The organism is Acinetobacter sp. SH024 (assembly GCF_000163635.1).
Taxonomy (GTDB): Bacteria; Pseudomonadota; Gammaproteobacteria; order Pseudomonadales; family Moraxellaceae; genus Acinetobacter; species Acinetobacter pittii.
On sequence record NZ_GG753600.1, the window covers coordinates 106,883 to 124,753 of the forward strand.

The 17,871-nt window shown below is 39.6% G+C and carries 15 protein-coding genes and 1 pseudogene; 9 read left to right on the plus strand and 7 right to left on the minus strand.

Annotation, left to right across the window (positions count from 1 at the left end):
- Nucleotides 1-84 precede the first annotated feature (84 nt).
- Nucleotides 85-1,380 carry a hypothetical protein gene (locus tag HMPREF0013_RS06470; protein WP_002113687.1) on the plus strand — a complete coding sequence of 432 codons (1,296 nt, stop codon included), beginning with the start codon at nucleotides 85-87 and terminating at the stop codon, nucleotides 1,378-1,380.
- A 99-nt stretch (nucleotides 1,381-1,479) separates the two neighbouring features.
- Here the strand turns inward: HMPREF0013_RS06470 and hpxO are convergent, their stop codons facing one another.
- From hpxO to HMPREF0013_RS06485, 3 genes are all read right to left on the minus strand, one after another.
- Entirely contained in the window at nucleotides 1,480-2,637 is a 1,158-nt protein-coding gene (gene hpxO / locus HMPREF0013_RS06475) for an FAD-dependent urate hydroxylase HpxO (RefSeq protein ID WP_002113556.1), read from the minus strand.
- A gap of 192 nt (nucleotides 2,638-2,829) precedes the next feature.
- Nucleotides 2,830-3,546 (minus strand): FadR/GntR family transcriptional regulator, encoded by a 717-nt coding sequence (locus tag HMPREF0013_RS06480; RefSeq protein ID WP_002113694.1) that lies wholly within the window; start codon nucleotides 3,544-3,546, stop codon nucleotides 2,830-2,832.
- Between the two features lie 233 nt (nucleotides 3,547-3,779).
- Complete coding sequence (locus HMPREF0013_RS06485) at nucleotides 3,780-4,793, minus strand: isopenicillin N synthase family dioxygenase (RefSeq protein ID WP_002113935.1); 1,014 nt, start codon at nucleotides 4,791-4,793, stop codon at nucleotides 3,780-3,782.
- Nucleotides 4,794-5,449: 656 nt separating this feature from the next.
- Here HMPREF0013_RS06485 and HMPREF0013_RS06495 point away from each other — a divergent pair.
- Genes HMPREF0013_RS06495 through HMPREF0013_RS06510 form a run of 4 tightly spaced genes read left to right on the plus strand, consistent with a single transcriptional unit; the run spans nucleotide 5,450 to nucleotide 9,567 of the window.
- Nucleotides 5,450-6,442, plus strand: coding sequence for an ABC transporter substrate-binding protein (locus HMPREF0013_RS06495; RefSeq protein WP_002113681.1), 993 nt, complete (start codon nucleotides 5,450-5,452; stop codon nucleotides 6,440-6,442).
- 50 nt (nucleotides 6,443-6,492) lie between these two features.
- The gene (locus tag HMPREF0013_RS06500; RefSeq protein WP_002113938.1) at nucleotides 6,493-7,314 is read left to right on the plus strand and encodes an ABC transporter ATP-binding protein; all 822 of its coding nucleotides are present in this window, start codon (nucleotides 6,493-6,495) and stop codon (nucleotides 7,312-7,314) included.
- The gene (locus HMPREF0013_RS06505) at nucleotides 7,307-8,101 is read left to right on the plus strand and encodes an ABC transporter permease (protein WP_002113674.1); all 795 of its coding nucleotides are present in this window, start codon (nucleotides 7,307-7,309) and stop codon (nucleotides 8,099-8,101) included. The genes HMPREF0013_RS06500 and HMPREF0013_RS06505 overlap by 8 nt, the downstream gene beginning before the upstream one ends.
- Nucleotides 8,098-9,567 carry an amidohydrolase family protein gene (locus tag HMPREF0013_RS06510; protein WP_002113897.1) on the plus strand — a complete coding sequence of 490 codons (1,470 nt, stop codon included), beginning with the start codon at nucleotides 8,098-8,100 and terminating at the stop codon, nucleotides 9,565-9,567. Before HMPREF0013_RS06505 ends, HMPREF0013_RS06510 begins: the two co-directional genes overlap by 4 nt.
- Nucleotides 9,568-9,651: 84 nt before the next feature.
- Here the strand turns inward: HMPREF0013_RS06510 and HMPREF0013_RS06515 are convergent.
- Nucleotides 9,652-10,550: pseudogene (locus HMPREF0013_RS06515) on the minus strand (acetoacetate decarboxylase).
- A gap of 328 nt (nucleotides 10,551-10,878) precedes the next feature.
- Between HMPREF0013_RS06515 and HMPREF0013_RS06520 the strand changes: the two are divergent.
- From HMPREF0013_RS06520 to HMPREF0013_RS06530, 3 genes are all read left to right on the plus strand, one after another.
- Entirely contained in the window at nucleotides 10,879-11,709 is an 831-nt protein-coding gene (locus tag HMPREF0013_RS06520; RefSeq protein WP_002113902.1) for an alpha/beta fold hydrolase, read from the plus strand.
- A gap of 159 nt (nucleotides 11,710-11,868) precedes the next feature.
- The gene (locus HMPREF0013_RS06525; RefSeq protein ID WP_002113534.1) at nucleotides 11,869-13,107 is read left to right on the plus strand and encodes an NADH:flavin oxidoreductase/NADH oxidase family protein; all 1,239 of its coding nucleotides are present in this window, start codon (nucleotides 11,869-11,871) and stop codon (nucleotides 13,105-13,107) included.
- Between the two features lie 15 nt (nucleotides 13,108-13,122).
- Nucleotides 13,123-14,190, plus strand: coding sequence for a saccharopine dehydrogenase family protein (locus tag HMPREF0013_RS06530; RefSeq protein WP_002113833.1), 1,068 nt, complete (start codon nucleotides 13,123-13,125; stop codon nucleotides 14,188-14,190).
- A 226-nt stretch (nucleotides 14,191-14,416) separates the two neighbouring features.
- Here HMPREF0013_RS06530 and HMPREF0013_RS06535 read toward each other — a convergent pair whose 3' ends face one another.
- A complete protein-coding gene (locus HMPREF0013_RS06535) occupies nucleotides 14,417-14,833 on the minus strand; it encodes a MerR family transcriptional regulator (RefSeq protein WP_002113932.1) in 417 nt (138 codons plus the stop codon).
- Between the two features lie 155 nt (nucleotides 14,834-14,988).
- Here HMPREF0013_RS06535 and HMPREF0013_RS06540 point away from each other — a divergent pair, with 155 nt between their 5' ends.
- A complete protein-coding gene (locus HMPREF0013_RS06540; protein ID WP_002113715.1) occupies nucleotides 14,989-15,681 on the plus strand; it encodes a type 1 glutamine amidotransferase domain-containing protein in 693 nt (230 codons plus the stop codon).
- Nucleotides 15,682-15,773: 92 nt separating this feature from the next.
- Here HMPREF0013_RS06540 and HMPREF0013_RS06545 read toward each other — a convergent pair whose 3' ends face one another.
- Nucleotides 15,774-16,979 carry an NAD(P)/FAD-dependent oxidoreductase gene (locus HMPREF0013_RS06545; RefSeq protein ID WP_002113829.1) on the minus strand — a complete coding sequence of 402 codons (1,206 nt, stop codon included), beginning with the start codon at nucleotides 16,977-16,979 and terminating at the stop codon, nucleotides 15,774-15,776.
- A gap of 158 nt (nucleotides 16,980-17,137) precedes the next feature.
- On the minus strand, nucleotides 17,138-17,686 hold the full coding sequence (locus HMPREF0013_RS06550; RefSeq protein WP_005802146.1) for an RrF2 family transcriptional regulator: 549 nt from the start codon (nucleotides 17,684-17,686) through the stop codon (nucleotides 17,138-17,140).
- Between the last annotated feature and the right edge of the window lie 185 nt (nucleotides 17,687-17,871).

Consider the following 17,871-nt stretch of genomic DNA (forward strand, 5'->3'; position numbering starts at 1 on the left):
GGGATTTTGACTTTAAAAAGGTCAAAAACAGGTCTTTTGAAAGACCATAAGCGACTTTCAAATCAAATCTTATAGGGGAATTTTATGAGAAATTTTAAATTAAAATCGGCATTACTTATGCTGAGCATGGCTGCTACTGTGCCGGTATGGGCTGCTGATACCAGTCTGAATGGCCTATTTAATCTAAAGCAGGATTGTCAGACGAGTAATGATGCAATGGACCGTATAGGGGCAGCATTTGCATGCGGCAGTATTCATGGGGTAGTTAAATCTGCATATTACTCACTTAATAATGGCTATTTTGTGAATAATTTAAATCAGGATACGACCGTCATTGGTGGGTATATTAAATATGAAACAGCTCCTTTTTATGGCATACAGGCAGCTGTGGGATACGACATACAGCGCCGTCTGGATGATAAAAATGAAAATGATGAAGTGCCAGAATTAAAAGAAGATAGGGATGGTCTAGCAGAAGCTTATGTAAGCTGGAAAAACGATTTGGCTAGAGTGACGATTGGTAACCAGCGGCTAAATTTACCTTTTATGGGCGATTATGCTGACCGTCGTGTATTGATGTTTTTATATCAGGCTGCTGATGTACAGATCGGGAATAATTATGATTTCTTACGACTCACTAAAGTAAATAAATATAAAAGTTATGGCGAGGATGAGTTCAATAAAACTTCTCGTCAAAATTCAAATGTGGAAACCAATGGGGTTTGGTCGGTTGGTGCAGGGAAGCGCTTTAATTTAGCCAATGATAAAAGTTTAAAAACGCAATTTTGGTATCAAAATTATGATGACTATACGCGTCTAATCTATACCCAAGCTGATTTAGCAATTCCAATGCTTAATTATAGTCCTGAATTTTCAATCCAGTATATTTCAGGTAAAGATCAGGGCAAAGCACTTGCTGGAGAGGTTAATAGCCAAATTTTCGGTGTACAGGCTGCGTTTAAGGTTATGCCTACCGCCAGTCTAAAAGTCGCGTATAACTATATAAAACCAGATCAGGGTAGTTATTTAAATGGGGCATTATTAACACCCTATGCAGCTAAAACCTCTTCAGGTGAACTTTTTGCCCAGCCATTTTTCACCAGCACTCAAGATTTAGGTTCAGGTAATGCATTGATGTTGTCTTTAGAAGGTAATTTGACAGATCAGTTGATAGCTGGCGCGCGTTATTCATTTATGGACTTAAAAGAGTCGGAAAATGTCGCGAGTCGAAATCAATCTGAATATATGTTGTTTGGTATTTATAATTTTACGGGAGCTTTAAAAGGTTTTAGTGTCAGCAATTTTGCAGGTATCCAAACATCACCACGCTATGACAAAAAGTTCTTACAAAACCGTTTTGCACTGTCTTATAAGTTTTAACTGTGTTTTATAGCATAGAGTGCATATTTAAATCGAAATATGCACTTTTTTTTTATGGGTTAAAAAATCCCCCTATAGAGGGGGAAAGCATTTAAATATTTAGTCGAGAGGATTGCCGATAATATTACTGATGATCCCTTGCATGATGTGAGTACCTTGTTCCTGATATAAAGATTCATACCACTCTTGCGTGATTTTCGGGTCTTTCATGTGTGTCACATCGCAACGTTTTCGGGCTCTTAACACCATTTCCTTAGTACGATCATTGCGTTTGTTTTGATAGCGGCTCAAAGCATCTTCTAAACCAAAGGTATTGATTTGTAAGGCACGAGCAAGATAAATCGCATCTTCCATGGCTTGGCAGCCACCTTGTCCAATATCTGGAGTTGTGCTATGGGCAGCATCACCTAAGAGCACTACACGTCCTTTATAGAAATTCATAAAAGGCTCGATATCATGGATCTCGACACGATTGGTTTTTTTCTCATCTAAACGCTCAATGAGTTTTTGTACTGGTTCACACCAACCACTAAAATGCATTTTAAGGTCTTGCTTATAATATTCACGCTGATTTGACAGTCCAGCCTCAAGCGGCACATCAAAGAAGAAATAGAAACGATTTTGTGCAACGGGCATGAGTGATACACGTTTACCTTCACCAATATATGTGGTCCATTGCATGGCCGGTGCAATCTGCTCATCAATATCAACCAAGCCATTCCAATTTACATAACCAGCATAGCGACGTTCAACTTGATGGCCCAGTACAAACTGCCGCGTAAGAGAATGTGTACCATCTGCACCAATCAGTAGATCAGCTGTTATCTGAGAACCATCCTGAAAATGTATGGTGACATCATTTTGAAGAGCTTCAATTGCAGTCATTTTCATCCCGAGTCTGATGTCTTCCACACCAAATTGCTGCATTAATAATTGTTGTAGATCAGCTCGAGCGACAGGATAGGCACGTTGTCCTACTTCTTTATATAAAGGTAACAAACTAAATTGGGTCATGGTTTGTTGGTTAAGACCATCAAGATATGCTAAAGACTCCATTTGTCCACCTAGTTTCTGGATTTGATCCGTTAAACCAAGATAGTTGAGACACTTAACACCATTTGACCAAAGTGAGATGGCAGCGCCAACAGGTAATATTTCGGCTGCTTGCTCATAGATTGTGACCTGATGACCAAATTTTTTTAAAGCGATACCAGCAGTTAAACCGCCCATACCTGCACCTACAATCGCGATATTCATTGTTCAGATCCTAAGTATTTAAGTAAGTTTCTAAACCGTTCTAAGCGAGAAGTGTGCCAATTTTATTAACTGGTTTTACTGGTCATACCAGTAATATTGCTCCATTAAAAAGCAATCTTAAAAAGGTGGTATTGATGTGGTTCAAAGTATGGAGCAAAGTAGTGCATAGCACTACAAATTTGGAATTTATGATTATATTGCGCTGTTATGTCTGGAAAAATACACACCAGCACGCTGTGCGGCACCAATAATATGTGCTTGCATAGCTTTTTCAGCTGCTGCTGAGTCCTGATTAAATAAAGCTTGCAGAATTAATTCATGTTCATGAATGGTTTTAAATGCCAGATTGGGTTGAACAAAGGGTAGGATCTGACTCTTTTTAATCCAGTCAGTATGTATTTTAAGTGTTTGAATAATCGATTGATTATGACTAAGTTCAATAATATGTTGATGAAATGCATAATCAAACTCAGAGGCTGCTTGCCAGTTTTGTTCTTTGATTGCACTTGCTAATGATTGGTAATGTTGCTGTAAGATGGACTTATCATCTTCAGTTAAATACTCACATGCGAGAAGTGCGCAAAAACTTTCTAGTACATAGCGTAATTGATAGAAATCTTTAAGTGATACACGATGTTCACCATCCCATTGTTCTGCCGCTTGGCTATGCTGTGAAATAACGTAAACACCTTTACCTGCTTTGATTTCTAATAGACCTAAAGCGGCAAGGCGGGTTAATGCTTCACGCAAAGATGCACGGCTGATTCCTAATTGAATTGCAAGCTCACGTTGTGAGGGTAAAGCAGATCCGACGGCATAAGTATTTTGTTGAATGCGTTGATAAATGATTTCCACCGCTTGCTCAGTCACCTGAGATGATTTTCCATTGAGCATAGCTTGTGGGCTCATAAGCAACACACCGTAAATATATAAATAAATAATTTGATTCTACACAAAATTTATCTATTTGTTGGTGCGCGTGCTTAAAATTAGCCGTATTTTTAATAACAGATCAGACCAGTTGAACTGGATATTACGTTATTGAATAAGGATAAAAAGTTTAAGAATGATTAATGAGAATATGTATTGCTGAAACTTCAGAACGGTCAGAGACTATTTATCTCTGACCGTACGCAGTACTTTTAATACTTTCCGTTGAAGTTTGCGCTAATTCTTTGTTTTAAATATTCTTTAGCTGTAATGGCCGGATATTTCTTTTGTGGCCCTTCAATGATCATATCTTCATTGGCTTGGCAGAAGAATGCCAAACTATAACGTGCGCCTTGATATTCATTTGTTTCAGGATTTTTGACACGATGAAAATTAGAAGGCAGTTGATCATCGCTCCAACGCGTGAGCATATCACCGATATTACAGGTAATTACATCATCACGTGGCTCAATGCTGGTCCATTGCTGTTGTTCCATATCTTTACCCGGACAAACTTGCAGGCCACCTTGTCCTTTACGTTGGAACAGTAGCGTTAAACAGTCAAAATCTGTATGTGCTCCTGCACGCCATAGACCTAATTGATCTTTAAGAGCAGGGTCAATTGCATAGTAGTGCAGCATTCTTAAAGTACTTTGGTAGCTTTCTTGATCCGGGTCATGAGCAAGAGTAAAGAAGTTATCGGCAAAGCCTAGTTTATAAGCAAAGCAAGATAAAATTTTCATGCCGACTTGCCAACATGCATGTTCAAACTCCAACATGGTATCTTTAAAATTAGGTAATTCCTCTTGACTAGGATAAAGACCTTCCATACGTGGGCGGGTAATTTGATAAGACTCTTTTTGGTCTGGTGTGCTGGTCGATGGACGAACCTGTGCCTTACTTTCCCAACCTGCATTGCGATTGAGTGGGTAGCGAGCTTTAATTGATTCTGGCAGATTAAAAAACTGTTGTGTCATTTCAAATGCAGTTTGAATTTGCTCAAGTGGAATCCCATGATTCGATACTTGAAAGAAGCCAATATCGGTAGCTGCTGACCAGAGTTGGTCCGCAATTTCATATTTACGTTGTTCAAAATTTGATAAATTAATGACCCGGACTTCCCGTTCAAAGGTCTCTTGACCAAAAGCTCCCATACGAGCTTCTTTTTGCAGTTCTTCTAAGCTGTAGTCATTTTCAGCTACTGGAGTCATATTGGCGCTGTTCATATTTCAACCTCATATTTTGGATAATCGTGACCCAATCAAATAGATTGAAATAATGGGTCACATTCAAAAAAGAGCCACACGTTCTTAATAAAAGATAACTTTATGTAAAGAACATGAACTGTTTTCTGAGCAATGACCCACATAGCAATTAATATTACTACTATGCTGAACGCTTCTACTCTGACATAGAGCATGTAGCACTTTTTGTGCCAATTTCTAAGGATAGGTTATGAAGTTGGGATGGGGAGAGCAATATTGCATTTAAGATGAATCAGCGATGAATAATCAAAAAGCTCTTATGCTAGAAAAGCACCTGTGAAGTGCATGAATGATGACCTAGTGCACCACTAAGCCGCATATAAAACAAATTAATTAACGCAGTTTGTTCATTGAGGAATGATTAAAAATAAGCCCAAATTAGATTATTACTATGAAAAACAAAATGAAATCAAAATTGGCACAGAGCTTGCTAATTCATTCCTGAGTATAAGCGGTCAGTGTGTAGTAAACATGCGGGACATTGCTCTACAGCGTTTGCTGTTCCTCTTTTGGGGACAAAACCATCTTGGTTTTGAGAGAAATGTGCATTTGATACATTGATTGCCCCCCTAAAAAGAATAGCAAGATAAATCAATACAGATTTAGGGGGCTTATTTATGAATATTCAGCACTATGTAAGCAAAGGGCGACGTACTGTTATTGTGAGTGCATTATTGGGGCTAGGAACAATTTTCAGTTCAACCAGTTATGCTGCCGATAAACTTGTTCTACAAACCACGTGGTATGCACAAGCCGAGCAAGGTGGATATTATCAGGCACTTGCACAAGGGATTTATAAAAAATACGGACTCGATGTCGATATTAAAATTGGTGGGCCACAGGTCAATAATATGACCTTACTATTGTCCAAACGTGCCGACATTATAATTAATTATGATTTACAGGTCTTAAAGGGTATTGAAAGTAATTTTCCAATCAAAGCAGTTGCGGCACCATTTCAGTTTGACCCACAAGGTGTATTAACTCATGGCGATGTAAAGTCTTTGGCGGACTTAAAAGGCAAAACAATTCTTGTTTCAACCAGTGGGCAAGCAAGCTGGTGGCCATGGTTAAAAGGGAAATATAAATTAAATGCAGCACAGGCTCGCCCTTATACCTTCAATATGCAGCCATTTTTAGCTGGCAAAAATGTGGCACAGCAAGCCTATGCAACCTCTGAAGTCTTTCAGGCAAAAAAAGCAGAGCCTTCAAGTAATTTCTTTTTATTTGCTGATGCTGGCTATCCAGCTTATGGCGGTATTTTAGTTACACGCAATGATGTGATTCAAAACAAACCAGATGTTATGCGTCGTTTTGTTCAGGCATCGATGGAAGGATGGAAAAACTATTTAGCTGATCCTCGATTAGGGAATAGTTTGATTAAAAAAGAAAACCCAAATATGAAAGATGAACTGCTGGCCTTTGCAGTAGGTCAAATGCGCAAACTCAAACTGATTGATGGAGGAGATGCTAAAACACAAGGAATCGGGGTCATGACCGATGCGCGTTGGAAAGCCACACGAGATTTTATGGTGAACGCTGGTTTGTTAAAAGCTCAAACCAACTGGAAAACTGCTTATACCACACAGTTTGTTAAAACTGCTAAGTAGTCAGGGTTATAGGGTTAAGAAAAAAGGCATTCGCGCGGAGGGGAAACCATATGAATTCTGCATTAACAATTGATACTTCTATACATGAATCTTCAAATTTTATTACGCCAATGATTATGGTCAGAGGGGTAGAAAAGACTTATCCAAATGGTACTAATGCTTTACAACGTTTGGATTTAAATATTGCACGTGGTGAGATTGTTTCATTACTTGGACCGTCAGGTTGCGGGAAAAGTACTTTACTGAAAATGTTTGCCGATCTGGAGCAACCTTCTGCGGGACTAGTGCGTTGGAATGGCAAGGCCGAGATTCAATCACAATGCAAAATGGCAATGGTCTTTCAAGAAGCAACCCTGATGCCTTGGGCTAATATTGCAGAAAATGTACGCTTACCTTTGGATTTGCAGCATATTTCGAAATCAACTAGTACACCAAAAGTTATGGCCGCGTTAAAGGCGGTTGGTTTAGAAAACTTTAGTCGTGCTTATCCACGAGAGCTTTCGGGGGGGATGCAAATGCGTGCCTCTTTGGCTCGCGCATTAGTGACTGAACCAGACTTACTGTTAATGGATGAGCCCTTCGGAGCTTTAGATGAATTTACTCGCCATAAACTTGACAGTGATATTCGTCAATTATGGTCTGAGCGAGATTTAACCGTAGTTTTTGTTACTCATAGCATCTATGAAGCAGTGTATTTATCTTCGCGGGTCATTGTGATGGGGGCACGACCAGGACGTGTGGTGGCTGACCTTGAAATTGAGGGGCCTTATGTGCGTGATGAAGCTTTCCGTAGTTCTGAAGTCTTTATTCAACAATGTTCACATCTATCCCAAGTATTAGCTGAGGCAAGCGGAGGGCATAGTCATGATTAAACCATTAATGGAACATCCAAAGGTACAACGTATTGCAGCTCCACTAGGGTTAGGTCTGATTTTCCTACTAGTTTGGCAGTTAAGTTTTCAACAGCTTGAAGTACCTGTATATGTCGTACCAAAACCCAGCGATATTGTTATGGCAATGATTAAAGAGTCCAGTGTGTTATTTGGAAGCTTGTTGATCACGCTAAAAATTACCTTATTGGCTTTTGTCTGTGCTGTAGTCATTGGCACCTTGATCGCTTTCGTCTTTGTACAAAGCCGTGTAGTAGAAGCCTGTTTTATGCCTTATGCCATTTTATTTCAGGTGACTCCAATTGTCGCTATTGCCCCTCTGGTGATTATCTGGATTCAAAATACAACATTAGCATTAGTCGTTTGTGCCATGTTAGTTGCAGTATTTCCAATATTGACTAACACCACTTTAGGTTTACGTAGCGTCAACAAAGGTTTACTTAATCTTTTTCAGATCAATAAAGCCAGTCGTTGGCAAATTTTAATGCGCTTACGTGTGCCGAATGCTTTGCCTTATTTCTTTGGTGGGTTGCGTATTTCTTCTGGTTTGGCACTTATTGGCGCCGTGGTTTCGGAGTTTGTGGCTGGAGCTGGTGGGACTAGTGCAGGTTTGGCTTACCAAATTTTGCAAGCAGGTTTTCAGCTCGATTTACCATTAATGTTTGCAGCATTATTTCTTATTACGTGCACAGGCTTGGGTTTATTTGTGCTGATGTCTTTATTAAGTCATTTCTTTTTAAGTAAATGGCATGAGAGTGAACAAGTATGAGTCCTGATCTTTCAAATAATGGTTCTTTAAATCATCGCTATTTAATCAAAAATGCTTATGCCATTTTGACAGGGTTATCGGGGGATGCAGCACGTTCTTCATTTACTGATATCCGTATTCAAGACGGTAAAATTATTGAATTGGGACAACTGACCGCACAATCGAATGAACAAATTATCGATGCGAAAGACTGTGTAATTTATCCAGCTTGGGTAAATACTCATCATCATTTATTTCAATCCTTATTGAAGGGAGAACCGCAAGGTTTAAATCAAAACCTAACCTCTTGGCTTGCCAGTACGCCATACCGATTTCGTGGTGCATTCGATGAAGCTACATTTCGGGTGGCAGTACGTATCGGATTAATTGAATTATTACGGTCAGGTTGTGCAACAGTAGCGGATCATCATTATCTTTACTGGCCACAAATGCCATTCGATGGGGCTGCGATTTTATTTGATGAAGCTGAAAAGTTAGGCATGCGTTTTGTGTTATGCCGAGGTGGCGCAACTCTAACGCGTGGCTTAGAAAGCGAATTACCGCAAGCATTACGCCCTGAGAAATTTGAAGACTATATGGAGGATATAGAACTCCTAGTACAGCGATATCATCAACCGAGTTCCGATGCATTCCGGAAAATCGTAATGGCACCCACTACAGCTTTGCATTCGACCACTGCACAGCAATTAAGAGAAAGCGCCAAGATTGCTAGACAATTGGGTATCCGCATGCATAGCCATTTATCTGAAACAGTAGATTATCTGGATGCGGCTCGAACCAAATTTGGTATGACACCTGTACAGTTTTGTGCAGAGCAGGATTGGGTTGGAAGCGATGTTTGGTTTGCCCATTTGGTTAAGCTATTACCTGAAGAAATACAGCTGTTGGGTCAAACACAAACAGGGATTGCACATTGTCCTCAGAGTAATGCACGTTTGGGGAGTGGTATTGCCGATCTTGTCAGTTTAGAACAAGCGGGTATGACTATTTCGATTGGAGTAGATGGTGCGGGCTCGAATGAAGCCGCAGATATGTTATCTGAAACCCATGCTGCATGGCTGTTACAACGGGCCAGAAAGGGCATGTCGGCTCTACCTCAATATGAGGGTGGGTTATTTGAAGGAGGAGCAGATGCTGCAAGTATAGAGGATATCATTCGTTGGGGAACTTTAGGTGGAGCTAAGATTTTAGGTTTAGATCAAGTGGGTTCAATTGAGGTTGGACAACAGGCAGATTTAGTGGCTTATCAATTGAATGATCCGCGTTATTTCGGCTTACATGATATGGCGATTGGCCCTGTGGCAAGTGGCGGGAGAGCACATATTAAAGCTATGTTTGTGGCTGGAAAAATGGTAGTGGAAAATGATCAAATTCCTGATGTTGATATGATGGAATTAGCTTGGCAAGCGAAGCAATCGGTGAAACTGTTGCAGCAGCGTAGTGTCGAAATGGCGAAAATAGCCTAACTTAGATATCTGATTAGACTATGATATTAATAGCTTTAAGTTTATTTTAAATTAAAGGGAGGCGGTAATCATACCGCCAAAATATCAAAGAAGTTTAATCGGCAAATTAAGTACCACCTGAGCATCTTCAACAACATCTAGACGTAAAATTTTTGAAGCACCTAATTCATTTAGCAAGTAGTTAAAGGCCCCTCATTTTTCTCGAGTTGAACATTCTTTGGAAAAAGCTTTTGCGCAAAAGAAAGAATGTTGGACTCAACTTCAGTTTGATGCCATTTACCATCAACAACATGTAGCATGGTGGCTCTGTTGATATGTGTTTCAGAATCAACATGTTTTAAAGTCGGTACAGCGGTCTTTAAGCTTAAATCCAATTTGCCATTAACATCAAAAATATCTGCTTGCACTTCTTTTTGGTTAATATTGACGTCAATTTTAGTTAACCATTTTGGTAGCTGGTAACCATATACACCACGCACTCTGGCGATTTCAGTATCAACAGGCAAAGCTAAAACATGAGCATAAAAATGACGTTGACGCATCGATTTCATTAACTCTGCAATTTGTGAACCACGAGCATTAGGCTTACGGACAACAATCGCAATCGACACTTCGTTATAAGGGTCATTGTCACAAACAGAATAGGTAAAAAACGTAACAGCAACCAACCCGTAACCCGGAAATGGTTGTAAGGGCGTTAAGTCAGCAGGAAGTTTTGCTTTAATTCGCTTAATAGGTGCAAGCATGAGCAGTTGTACATTTGCACTACGATAATAAAAGTTGGGTGCCCAAACAGGACCTACTCGGGATTCCACAATTTTTTTAGGTATATGACGGAAAAAATCGATGTTGCCAACAGCAGGATCTTGCGCGACTTCATCTAAATCGGGGTTCATTCTGAAACGGTCATAATAACCACCTTTGGGTACTTTGACTTTTTGTTGCCCAAATTCAACTTCAGTAAACTGTTGTTTTGTATTCATGAAAGTTCACCTTTACATTAATTGACCGAGTAGCTAATGCTGTATATTTCAATACGTGTTAATTTAGAATCAATACAGAAACTATAAGATTAAAGCTAACTTTAAGGTCAAGTCTTTAATTTTGAGGTGTAAAGTCTTTGACATTTAAGGGAAATAAAATAAAAACAATTAAAGATTAAAAAGATACAATATCGCCTAGCGTCTTCATATAAATTTTATTTTTAAAAGACGATTAAGATAGTTGACCTTAAAGTTAACTTTAAACTTAGTATAAATATTCAATCCTTTATAACGAATCAACAAGCAGTTTTTCACCAGGAGAACAAAGATGGGATATGTAACCACAAAAGACGGCGTAGAAATTTTCTATAAAGATTGGGGACCACGTGATGCCCAAGTTTTATTTTTTCATCATGGATGGCCTTTAAGTTCAGATGATTGGGACACACAGTTGCTTTTTTTCCTTAAAGAAGGTTTTCGTGTAGTTGCTCATGATAGACGGGGACATGGACGTTCAAGTCAGGTGTGGGATGGTCACGATATGGACCACTACGCAGATGACGTTGCAGAAGTGGTTAAACATCTGAATATTAAAAATGCAATTCACATTGGCCACTCAACGGGCGGTGGTGAAGTAGCTCATTATATTGCACGTCATGGCCAAGACAATGTTAAAAAAGCTGTTCTTGTCAGTGCAGTTCCGCCACTGATGGTTAAAACTGAAAATAATCCTGAAGGTTTACCAAAAGAAGTTTTTGATGATCTGCAAAATCAGGTTCTCACCAACCGTGCGCAATTTTTCCGAGATCTTCCATCTGGTCCGTTCTATGGTTTTAACCGACCAGATGCGAAACCATCTGAAGGTATTATTGCTAACTGGTGGCGTCAGGGTATGACGGGTAGTGCAAAAGCGCATTACGATGGTATTGTGGCGTTCTCACAAACTGACTTTACCGAAGATTTAAAGAAAATCACCATTCCTGTTTTGGTGTTACATGGTGATGACGATCAGATCGTGCCTTATAAAACGTCTGGCGTAAAATCTGCTGAGTTACTTCAAAATAGCCAACTCAAGATCTATCCGGGTTTTTCTCACGGTATGTTAACTGTAAACCATGAAGTGATTAATGCTGACTTGTTGACGTTTATTCGCGAATAATTTAAAGCTTTAAACTTTAAAAAAGAGGCCTATTAAGTGCCTCTTTTTTATTTATAAGTAAATGAAATTGAAAGTAATAAATATAGAAATGCTAAAAGGTATTGACATTAAAGTTAGCTTTAATCTTAAAGTAAAGCCATACTGAATGAGGTCATTCCAATGAAAGTGTTCGAAAAATTAGTATTCCCAAATGGCTCATATGTTCCAAACCGTATTGCTAAAGCGGCAATGGAAGAAAACATGGCTGATTTAAACCACGCACCATCAGAAGAATTAATGCGTTTATATCAAGCTTGGGCAAATGGTGGCGTAGGTCTAATTATTACTGGAAATGTGATGGTAGACCGCCGAGCGATGACTGGACCGGGCGGTGTAGTATTAGAAGATGAAAAGCATCTAGATACTTTTAAAAAATGGGCACAAATTGGTCGCTCAAAAGGCGCTCAGGTGTGGCTTCAAATTAACCATCCGGGGCGTCAAATGCAAGCAAACCTTGGTCAGCAGACTTGGGCGCCATCGGCTATTTCACTTGATCTTGGCAAAATGTCAAATCGTTTTAATACACCAATTGAAATGACTGAATCTATGATTGCAGAGGTGATTCAGCGTTTTGCAAACACAGCGCGTCTAGGTGAAAAAGCTGGGTTTACTGGTGTAGAAATTCATGCAGCACATGGTTACTTATTAAGCCAGTTTCTTTCACCACTCAGCAATAAACGCCAAGATCAGTGGGGTGGTTCTTTAGAAAATCGCGCTCGTATTTTAATTGAGATTGTGGAAGCAGTTCGTAAAGTCGTTTCGCCTACGTTTACTGTTGCAGTAAAACTGAACTCAGCTGATTTCCAACGCGGTGGATTTAGCGTTGAAGATGCTCAACAAGTAGTTAAAATGCTAAATGAACACGCTGTAGATTTGGTTGAACTTTCAGGCGGTAGCTATGAAGCACCTGCCATGCAAGGTCAAGCACGTGATGGCCGTACTCTTGCTCGTGAAGCTTATTTTTTAGAATTTGCACAAGAAATTCGTAAAGTTGCCAAAATGCCTGTTATGGTGACAGGTGGCATACGCCGTAAACAAGTGGCAGAGAAAGTGATTGAAAGCGGTGTAGATATGGTCGGTATTGCCACAGCTCTAGCGATTGAACCTAATTTGCCAAATGCTTGGAAACAAGGCCAGAATCTTAGCCCTGAATTAAAACCGATTACTTGGAAGAACAAAACACTTGCTTCACTTGCCAATATGGCGGTGGTCAAATTCCAGTTACGTAATTTAAGCTCTGGTAAAAAAACAAAACCAAATGTTTCACCAGCTTGGGCTTTAATTTTGCAACAATCAGCGATGTCATGCCGTACCCGCCAATACAAAAAAGGCATGCGTGACTATTCATTTGCTTCTTAATAAGTGAGTTGTGTTATGACCAATCCTAACGATTCAAACTGGATAATTTATGGAGCAAATGGCTACACGGGCGAGTTAATCGCTCGTGAAGCTGTACGCCAAGGGCTAAAACCAACTCTGGCTGGTCGTAACAAAGCTAAGGTTGAAACATTAGCTCAAGAGTTAGGGCTCGACTATGAAGCTTTTGGTCTTGATAACGTAGATGCGGTAAGTGAACAACTGCAAGGCTTTAAGCTGATCATGCACTGTGCAGGGCCATTTTCAGCAACATCAAAACCCATGATGGAAGCTTGTATAAAGGCTGGTGCTCACTATCTAGATATTACTGGTGAAATCGCCGTATTTGAATTGGCACAGTCACTTAACAGTCAAGCTGAAAAAGCCGATGTTGTGCTTTGTCCGGGTGTCGGTTTCGATGTGATCCCGACAGATTGTGTTGCTGCTGCACTGAAAGAAGCATTGCCAGATGCGACCCATTTAGCGCTTGGTTTTGACTCTAGAACAGGGTTTTCACCAGGTACAGCTAAAACCAGTACAGAAGGCATGGCCGAAGGCGGAAAAATTCGTAAAAACGGCAAAATTACCACCGTTCCATTAGCCCATTATGTGCGTACCATTGATTTTGGTGATGGTAAAAAAAGTGCCATGAGTGTTCCGTGGGGAGACGTATCTACAGCTTTCTATACAACAGGTATTCCAAACATTGAAGTGTTTGTACCCGCATTTCCCAAAATGATTTTTGGTGCGAAAATGATGAACTATTTACGCCCAGTATTAAAACTAAATGCTGTACAGAAGTTTATTAAATCGCGTATAGAAAAAACGGTTGTTGGGCCAAATGAGGAACTCCGCGCAAAAGTACCCACCTATGTTTGGGGTGAAGCAAGAAATTCACGTGGGGAAATCAAAACCGCCCGCATCCAAACGGAAAACGCTTATAGCCTTACCGTAAATGGTTCACTGACTGTAGTGAATTATTTGCTCAAAAATACCGTTAAGGGTGGTACATACACACCTGCAAAATTGATGGGTTATAAGCTAGTGACCGAACTACCGGGTTCTGGTCCACTGGTCATTAATTAATAAAGCCTTTATTAAAACAGCACATTTATTGATGGTCCCGAATAAGGTTTTCGCTATCAAAAGATTGGCTGATTTTTTTCTATAGTATTTGCATGAAAAAACGAATTACAGCGTTGGTCCGTAATTCGTTTTTTTAGATTTATAGATTGATACTTAAACGCTTTGGTTACTTAGTTGATACCAGTACCCATCTATACAACGCGAGAGCGATTAACTCTAATTGAAATTATGGTGTTTTTGCGTTGTCAAAATAGAGATTCATCAGACGTTCTGCATTTTGCTCACATGTAATTTCATCTGGTTTGTTATTAATAGCTTCAATCATGGTATGTAAGTTTTGCTTACTGACTTTTAGCTTTTGTTCTAAAATTTCTATTTCCTGAATTTTGGTTTCAATCGTTTGAATGAGAGCATCATGGTCCCAAGCGACAACTTTCGATGGCAAAAATGCTTTAATTTCTGCTAAAGAAAACCCGACTTGTTGAGCTTGCTGGATTAAAGAAAGTTGTTTCAAATCGTTATCAGTATATTCACGATAGCCATTCGATTTTCTTTTTGCTTTAGGCAAGAGTTTAATTTGCTCGTAATAACGAATAGTAGGGGTACTTAAACCACTTAATTTCGATAACTCGCTAATATTCATAGCCACATACTCTCTTGACATTCAAGCTAACTTTAGACTTATAGTAACACAAAAGCAAGGTTCATAACTTTACCAAGCACACACTTTCAGTAACAACTTTCTATGCTTTGATAGACGAAAGAATAGAATTATAAATATGAAAATGAGGTGAGAAAATGTCTAAACGCATATTACACGTCGTGACCAATGTTTCACGCTATAAGGATGTAGATCAACAAACAGGACTGTGGTTAGGTGAACTTACCCATGCCTATGATGAGTTTGAAAAACAAGGTTATGTGCAAGATATTGTGAGTCCAAATGGTGGAAAAACTCCAATTGAACCAAAATCGCTTGTGCCTTTAGTGGCAGATAAATCTGTTAAAGACCGAGAAAAAGATCAGGCTTTTATTACGCTGCTGGCAAATACCTTTAAGCCTTCCGATATTAATTGGCAAGACTATGACGTGATCTATTACACAGGTGGCCATGGGGTGATGTGGGATTTTTTAGATAACCCTGAACTGCAAGAAATCACCAAAAATATTTATGAAAAAGGCGGTATTGTTTCGAGTGTTTGTCATGGCTATTGTGGCTTGCTCAATGTCAGACTTTCAAATGGTGAACGACTTATAACAGGCAAAAAATTAACAGGCTTTGCATGGAGTGAAGAGGTGTTGGCAGGGGTGGCAAAAAAAGTGCCGTACAATGCCGAAGAGTTAGCGAAAGAATATGGCGCTCGTTATGAAAAAGCTTTTATTCCTTTTGCACCATACGTCGTTCAAGACGGCAAATTAATTACAGGTCAAAACCCTTTTTCAGCTAAAAAGACGGCTTTAGCGATAATAGAAGAGCTAGAAAAGTCATAATTTAATGATTTAAATATAAACCCTAAAAGCAAAACAGCGATGGGCTTGCTTTTAGGGTTTTTAAATAAATGGATAGGTGTAAAAAATTAAGCTTAAGGGACAATCACAAAATCAGGGTTTGCTATTGCAAAAACTGCTTCACGGTCTGCCACTGGTGGATAAATCCAGACTGTATTAATTTCCTGTTTAATTTTTTTAGCTTCCTCTCGTACAAATTGAACCTGACGATCCCATCCTTCGCTATAGAGTGCGCCCCACGGACCTAAATCAACACACGTCACATACTTCGGTTGACTATAGGCATGAAGGGGTAAGTCCACTAATTCTGCCGCAGCATTGTAGCCCGCCACACGGCCTAAGCTCATAGCATGCTGACACGACATCACATTAAAATTACCCAAATCATCGGTTGGAACTTTTACAGTGTCGCCAGTCACAAAAATATTTTTTGCTTCAGGTGCATGTAAATAAACATCTCCAATCAAACGGCCTAAATTATCTTTTTCACCAGCAATTTGAGACGTGAGTGAGTTAGCTCGCATGCCCGCAGTCCAGATCACTGTTTCTGCTTTAATTTTTTCGCCATTAGAAAGTGTCACGCCAGTAGCATCTAAAGCCGTAACTCGTAGCCCAGCTTTACCCTCAACGCCGAGTTCAGTAAGCGCTTCTCGAATAACAGTCGCAGCTTGGTCACCCATTGCTGCACCAATTTCTGTTGAGGAATCCACTAAAACTACACGGGCATCAGTTTCATCTAAAATGCTACGCAGACGTTCAGGCATTTCGGTCACGGTTTCTAAGCCAGTCATTCCACCACCAGCAACAACTACAGTGTTACGCGCTGCATTTGCAGGTTTGTTAGCTAAATTTTTAAGATGTTGATCCAGTTTTTCAGCATCTTCTAGTGTGCTTACGCTAAATCCATATTCTTTTAGACCCGGTATAGGGGGCATAAAAGTCGTACTACCGGTTGCCAGAATAAAACGATCATAGCTTAAAGTTTGTTTGCTGCTATCGGTGGTTGAAACTTCAATTGTTTGTTGATCGGCATTAATTTTATCTACCCAACCTGCCAGAAATTTAACCCCAACCACACTTAATAACTCTGAAATATCAGGGTTCATGTTTTCAAGCACAGCTTCATAAAGACGAGGACGAATCCCAACATTCGGGCTAGAGGAAACCATCAGCACCTCAATGTTTTGTTCTTGCGACGCTAAGTGAATTGCTCTTTGGGCAGCGAGTGCAGCCCATAAGCCAGCAAAGCCAGAACCTGCAATAATAATACGCTTACTCATTTGATTATCCTTTTGATAGATTTTCGGACATCACATTCCAACTCATCACAAAATTTGGGGTGAGCGAATCCATTCTCTGATTGTCCGAAAAAATCTGAGAAGGCATTTAAAAAGGATTAAGGGTATTTTATGTTAGGGTGCGAACCCCTACTAACTTATTAGTCGGGGGTATCCCGCGATATTTTACTTTTACGCATTTTTGCTGTTCTTCCTTCGATGCGTTCATTGATCCAGCCATTTACATCACTAAAAAACACGTCAGGTGCATAACGGCCAAAACGGTCTGCAATATCGCCAAGTGTATGAGCACCTAAAGCATCTCGCATGGCTTTTTCGGCTTGTAGCATGACTGCATGTACTGCGCACACACCACTGGTTGCCCAATCGGGTGGGGCATTGTTAAAAACTGCACATTTTTCACGAACTTCTTGGCACTCAAAAAGCGGTTTTTCGCCCTCAATTGCATTCACGATATCTAAAAAACTGATTTCGTGAGCAGATCGAGCCAGTAAATATCCACCACGAACACCTTCTTGAGCAATAACTAGACCTGCCTTTTCAAGTTTAGGAAAAATCTTGGCCATAAAACTCGGAGAGACTCCTTGTAATTCGGCAAGATCCTTACTACTTAAAGGTTTATCTTCATTGTTCACAAGAAAAAGAAGACAGTGAATCGCATACTCGACGCTACTAGTGATATAAGCCATTTAATTTCATAATTGATCAACTACAAACACAGACTAATGTAGTCTGTGTTTTAAGTCAACAATAAAACTAGGACAAAGTTAGTCCTAGTTTAAAGAGGGTTATTTAAAAGTGTTAACTATTAATGTATCTTATTGAATAATTTAAATTTTATCAAATAAAAAGATTTTAATAATTTATAAAAAAT

Coding starts and splice junctions, on each gene's coding strand:
- HMPREF0013_RS06470 (WP_002113687.1), top strand. CDS start 85: ATGAGAAATTTTAAATTAAAATCGGCATTACTTATGCTGAGCATGGCT.
- hpxO (WP_002113556.1), bottom strand. CDS start 2,637: ATGAATATCGCGATTGTAGGTGCAGGTATGGGCGGTTTAACTGCTGGT.
- HMPREF0013_RS06480 (WP_002113694.1), bottom strand. CDS start 3,546: ATGAGCCCACAAGCTATGCTCAATGGAAAATCATCTCAGGTGACTGAG.
- HMPREF0013_RS06485 (WP_002113935.1), bottom strand. CDS start 4,793: ATGAACAGCGCCAATATGACTCCAGTAGCTGAAAATGACTACAGCTTA.
- HMPREF0013_RS06495 (WP_002113681.1), top strand. CDS start 5,450: ATGAATATTCAGCACTATGTAAGCAAAGGGCGACGTACTGTTATTGTG.
- HMPREF0013_RS06500 (WP_002113938.1), top strand. CDS start 6,493: ATGAATTCTGCATTAACAATTGATACTTCTATACATGAATCTTCAAAT.
- HMPREF0013_RS06505 (WP_002113674.1), top strand. CDS start 7,307: ATGATTAAACCATTAATGGAACATCCAAAGGTACAACGTATTGCAGCT.
- HMPREF0013_RS06510 (WP_002113897.1), top strand. CDS start 8,098: ATGAGTCCTGATCTTTCAAATAATGGTTCTTTAAATCATCGCTATTTA.
- HMPREF0013_RS06520 (WP_002113902.1), top strand. CDS start 10,879: ATGGGATATGTAACCACAAAAGACGGCGTAGAAATTTTCTATAAAGAT.
- HMPREF0013_RS06525 (WP_002113534.1), top strand. CDS start 11,869: ATGAAAGTGTTCGAAAAATTAGTATTCCCAAATGGCTCATATGTTCCA.
- HMPREF0013_RS06530 (WP_002113833.1), top strand. CDS start 13,123: ATGACCAATCCTAACGATTCAAACTGGATAATTTATGGAGCAAATGGC.
- HMPREF0013_RS06535 (WP_002113932.1), bottom strand. CDS start 14,833: ATGAATATTAGCGAGTTATCGAAATTAAGTGGTTTAAGTACCCCTACT.
- HMPREF0013_RS06540 (WP_002113715.1), top strand. CDS start 14,989: ATGTCTAAACGCATATTACACGTCGTGACCAATGTTTCACGCTATAAG.
- HMPREF0013_RS06545 (WP_002113829.1), bottom strand. CDS start 16,979: ATGAGTAAGCGTATTATTATTGCAGGTTCTGGCTTTGCTGGCTTATGG.
- HMPREF0013_RS06550 (WP_005802146.1), bottom strand. CDS start 17,686: ATGGCTTATATCACTAGTAGCGTCGAGTATGCGATTCACTGTCTTCTT.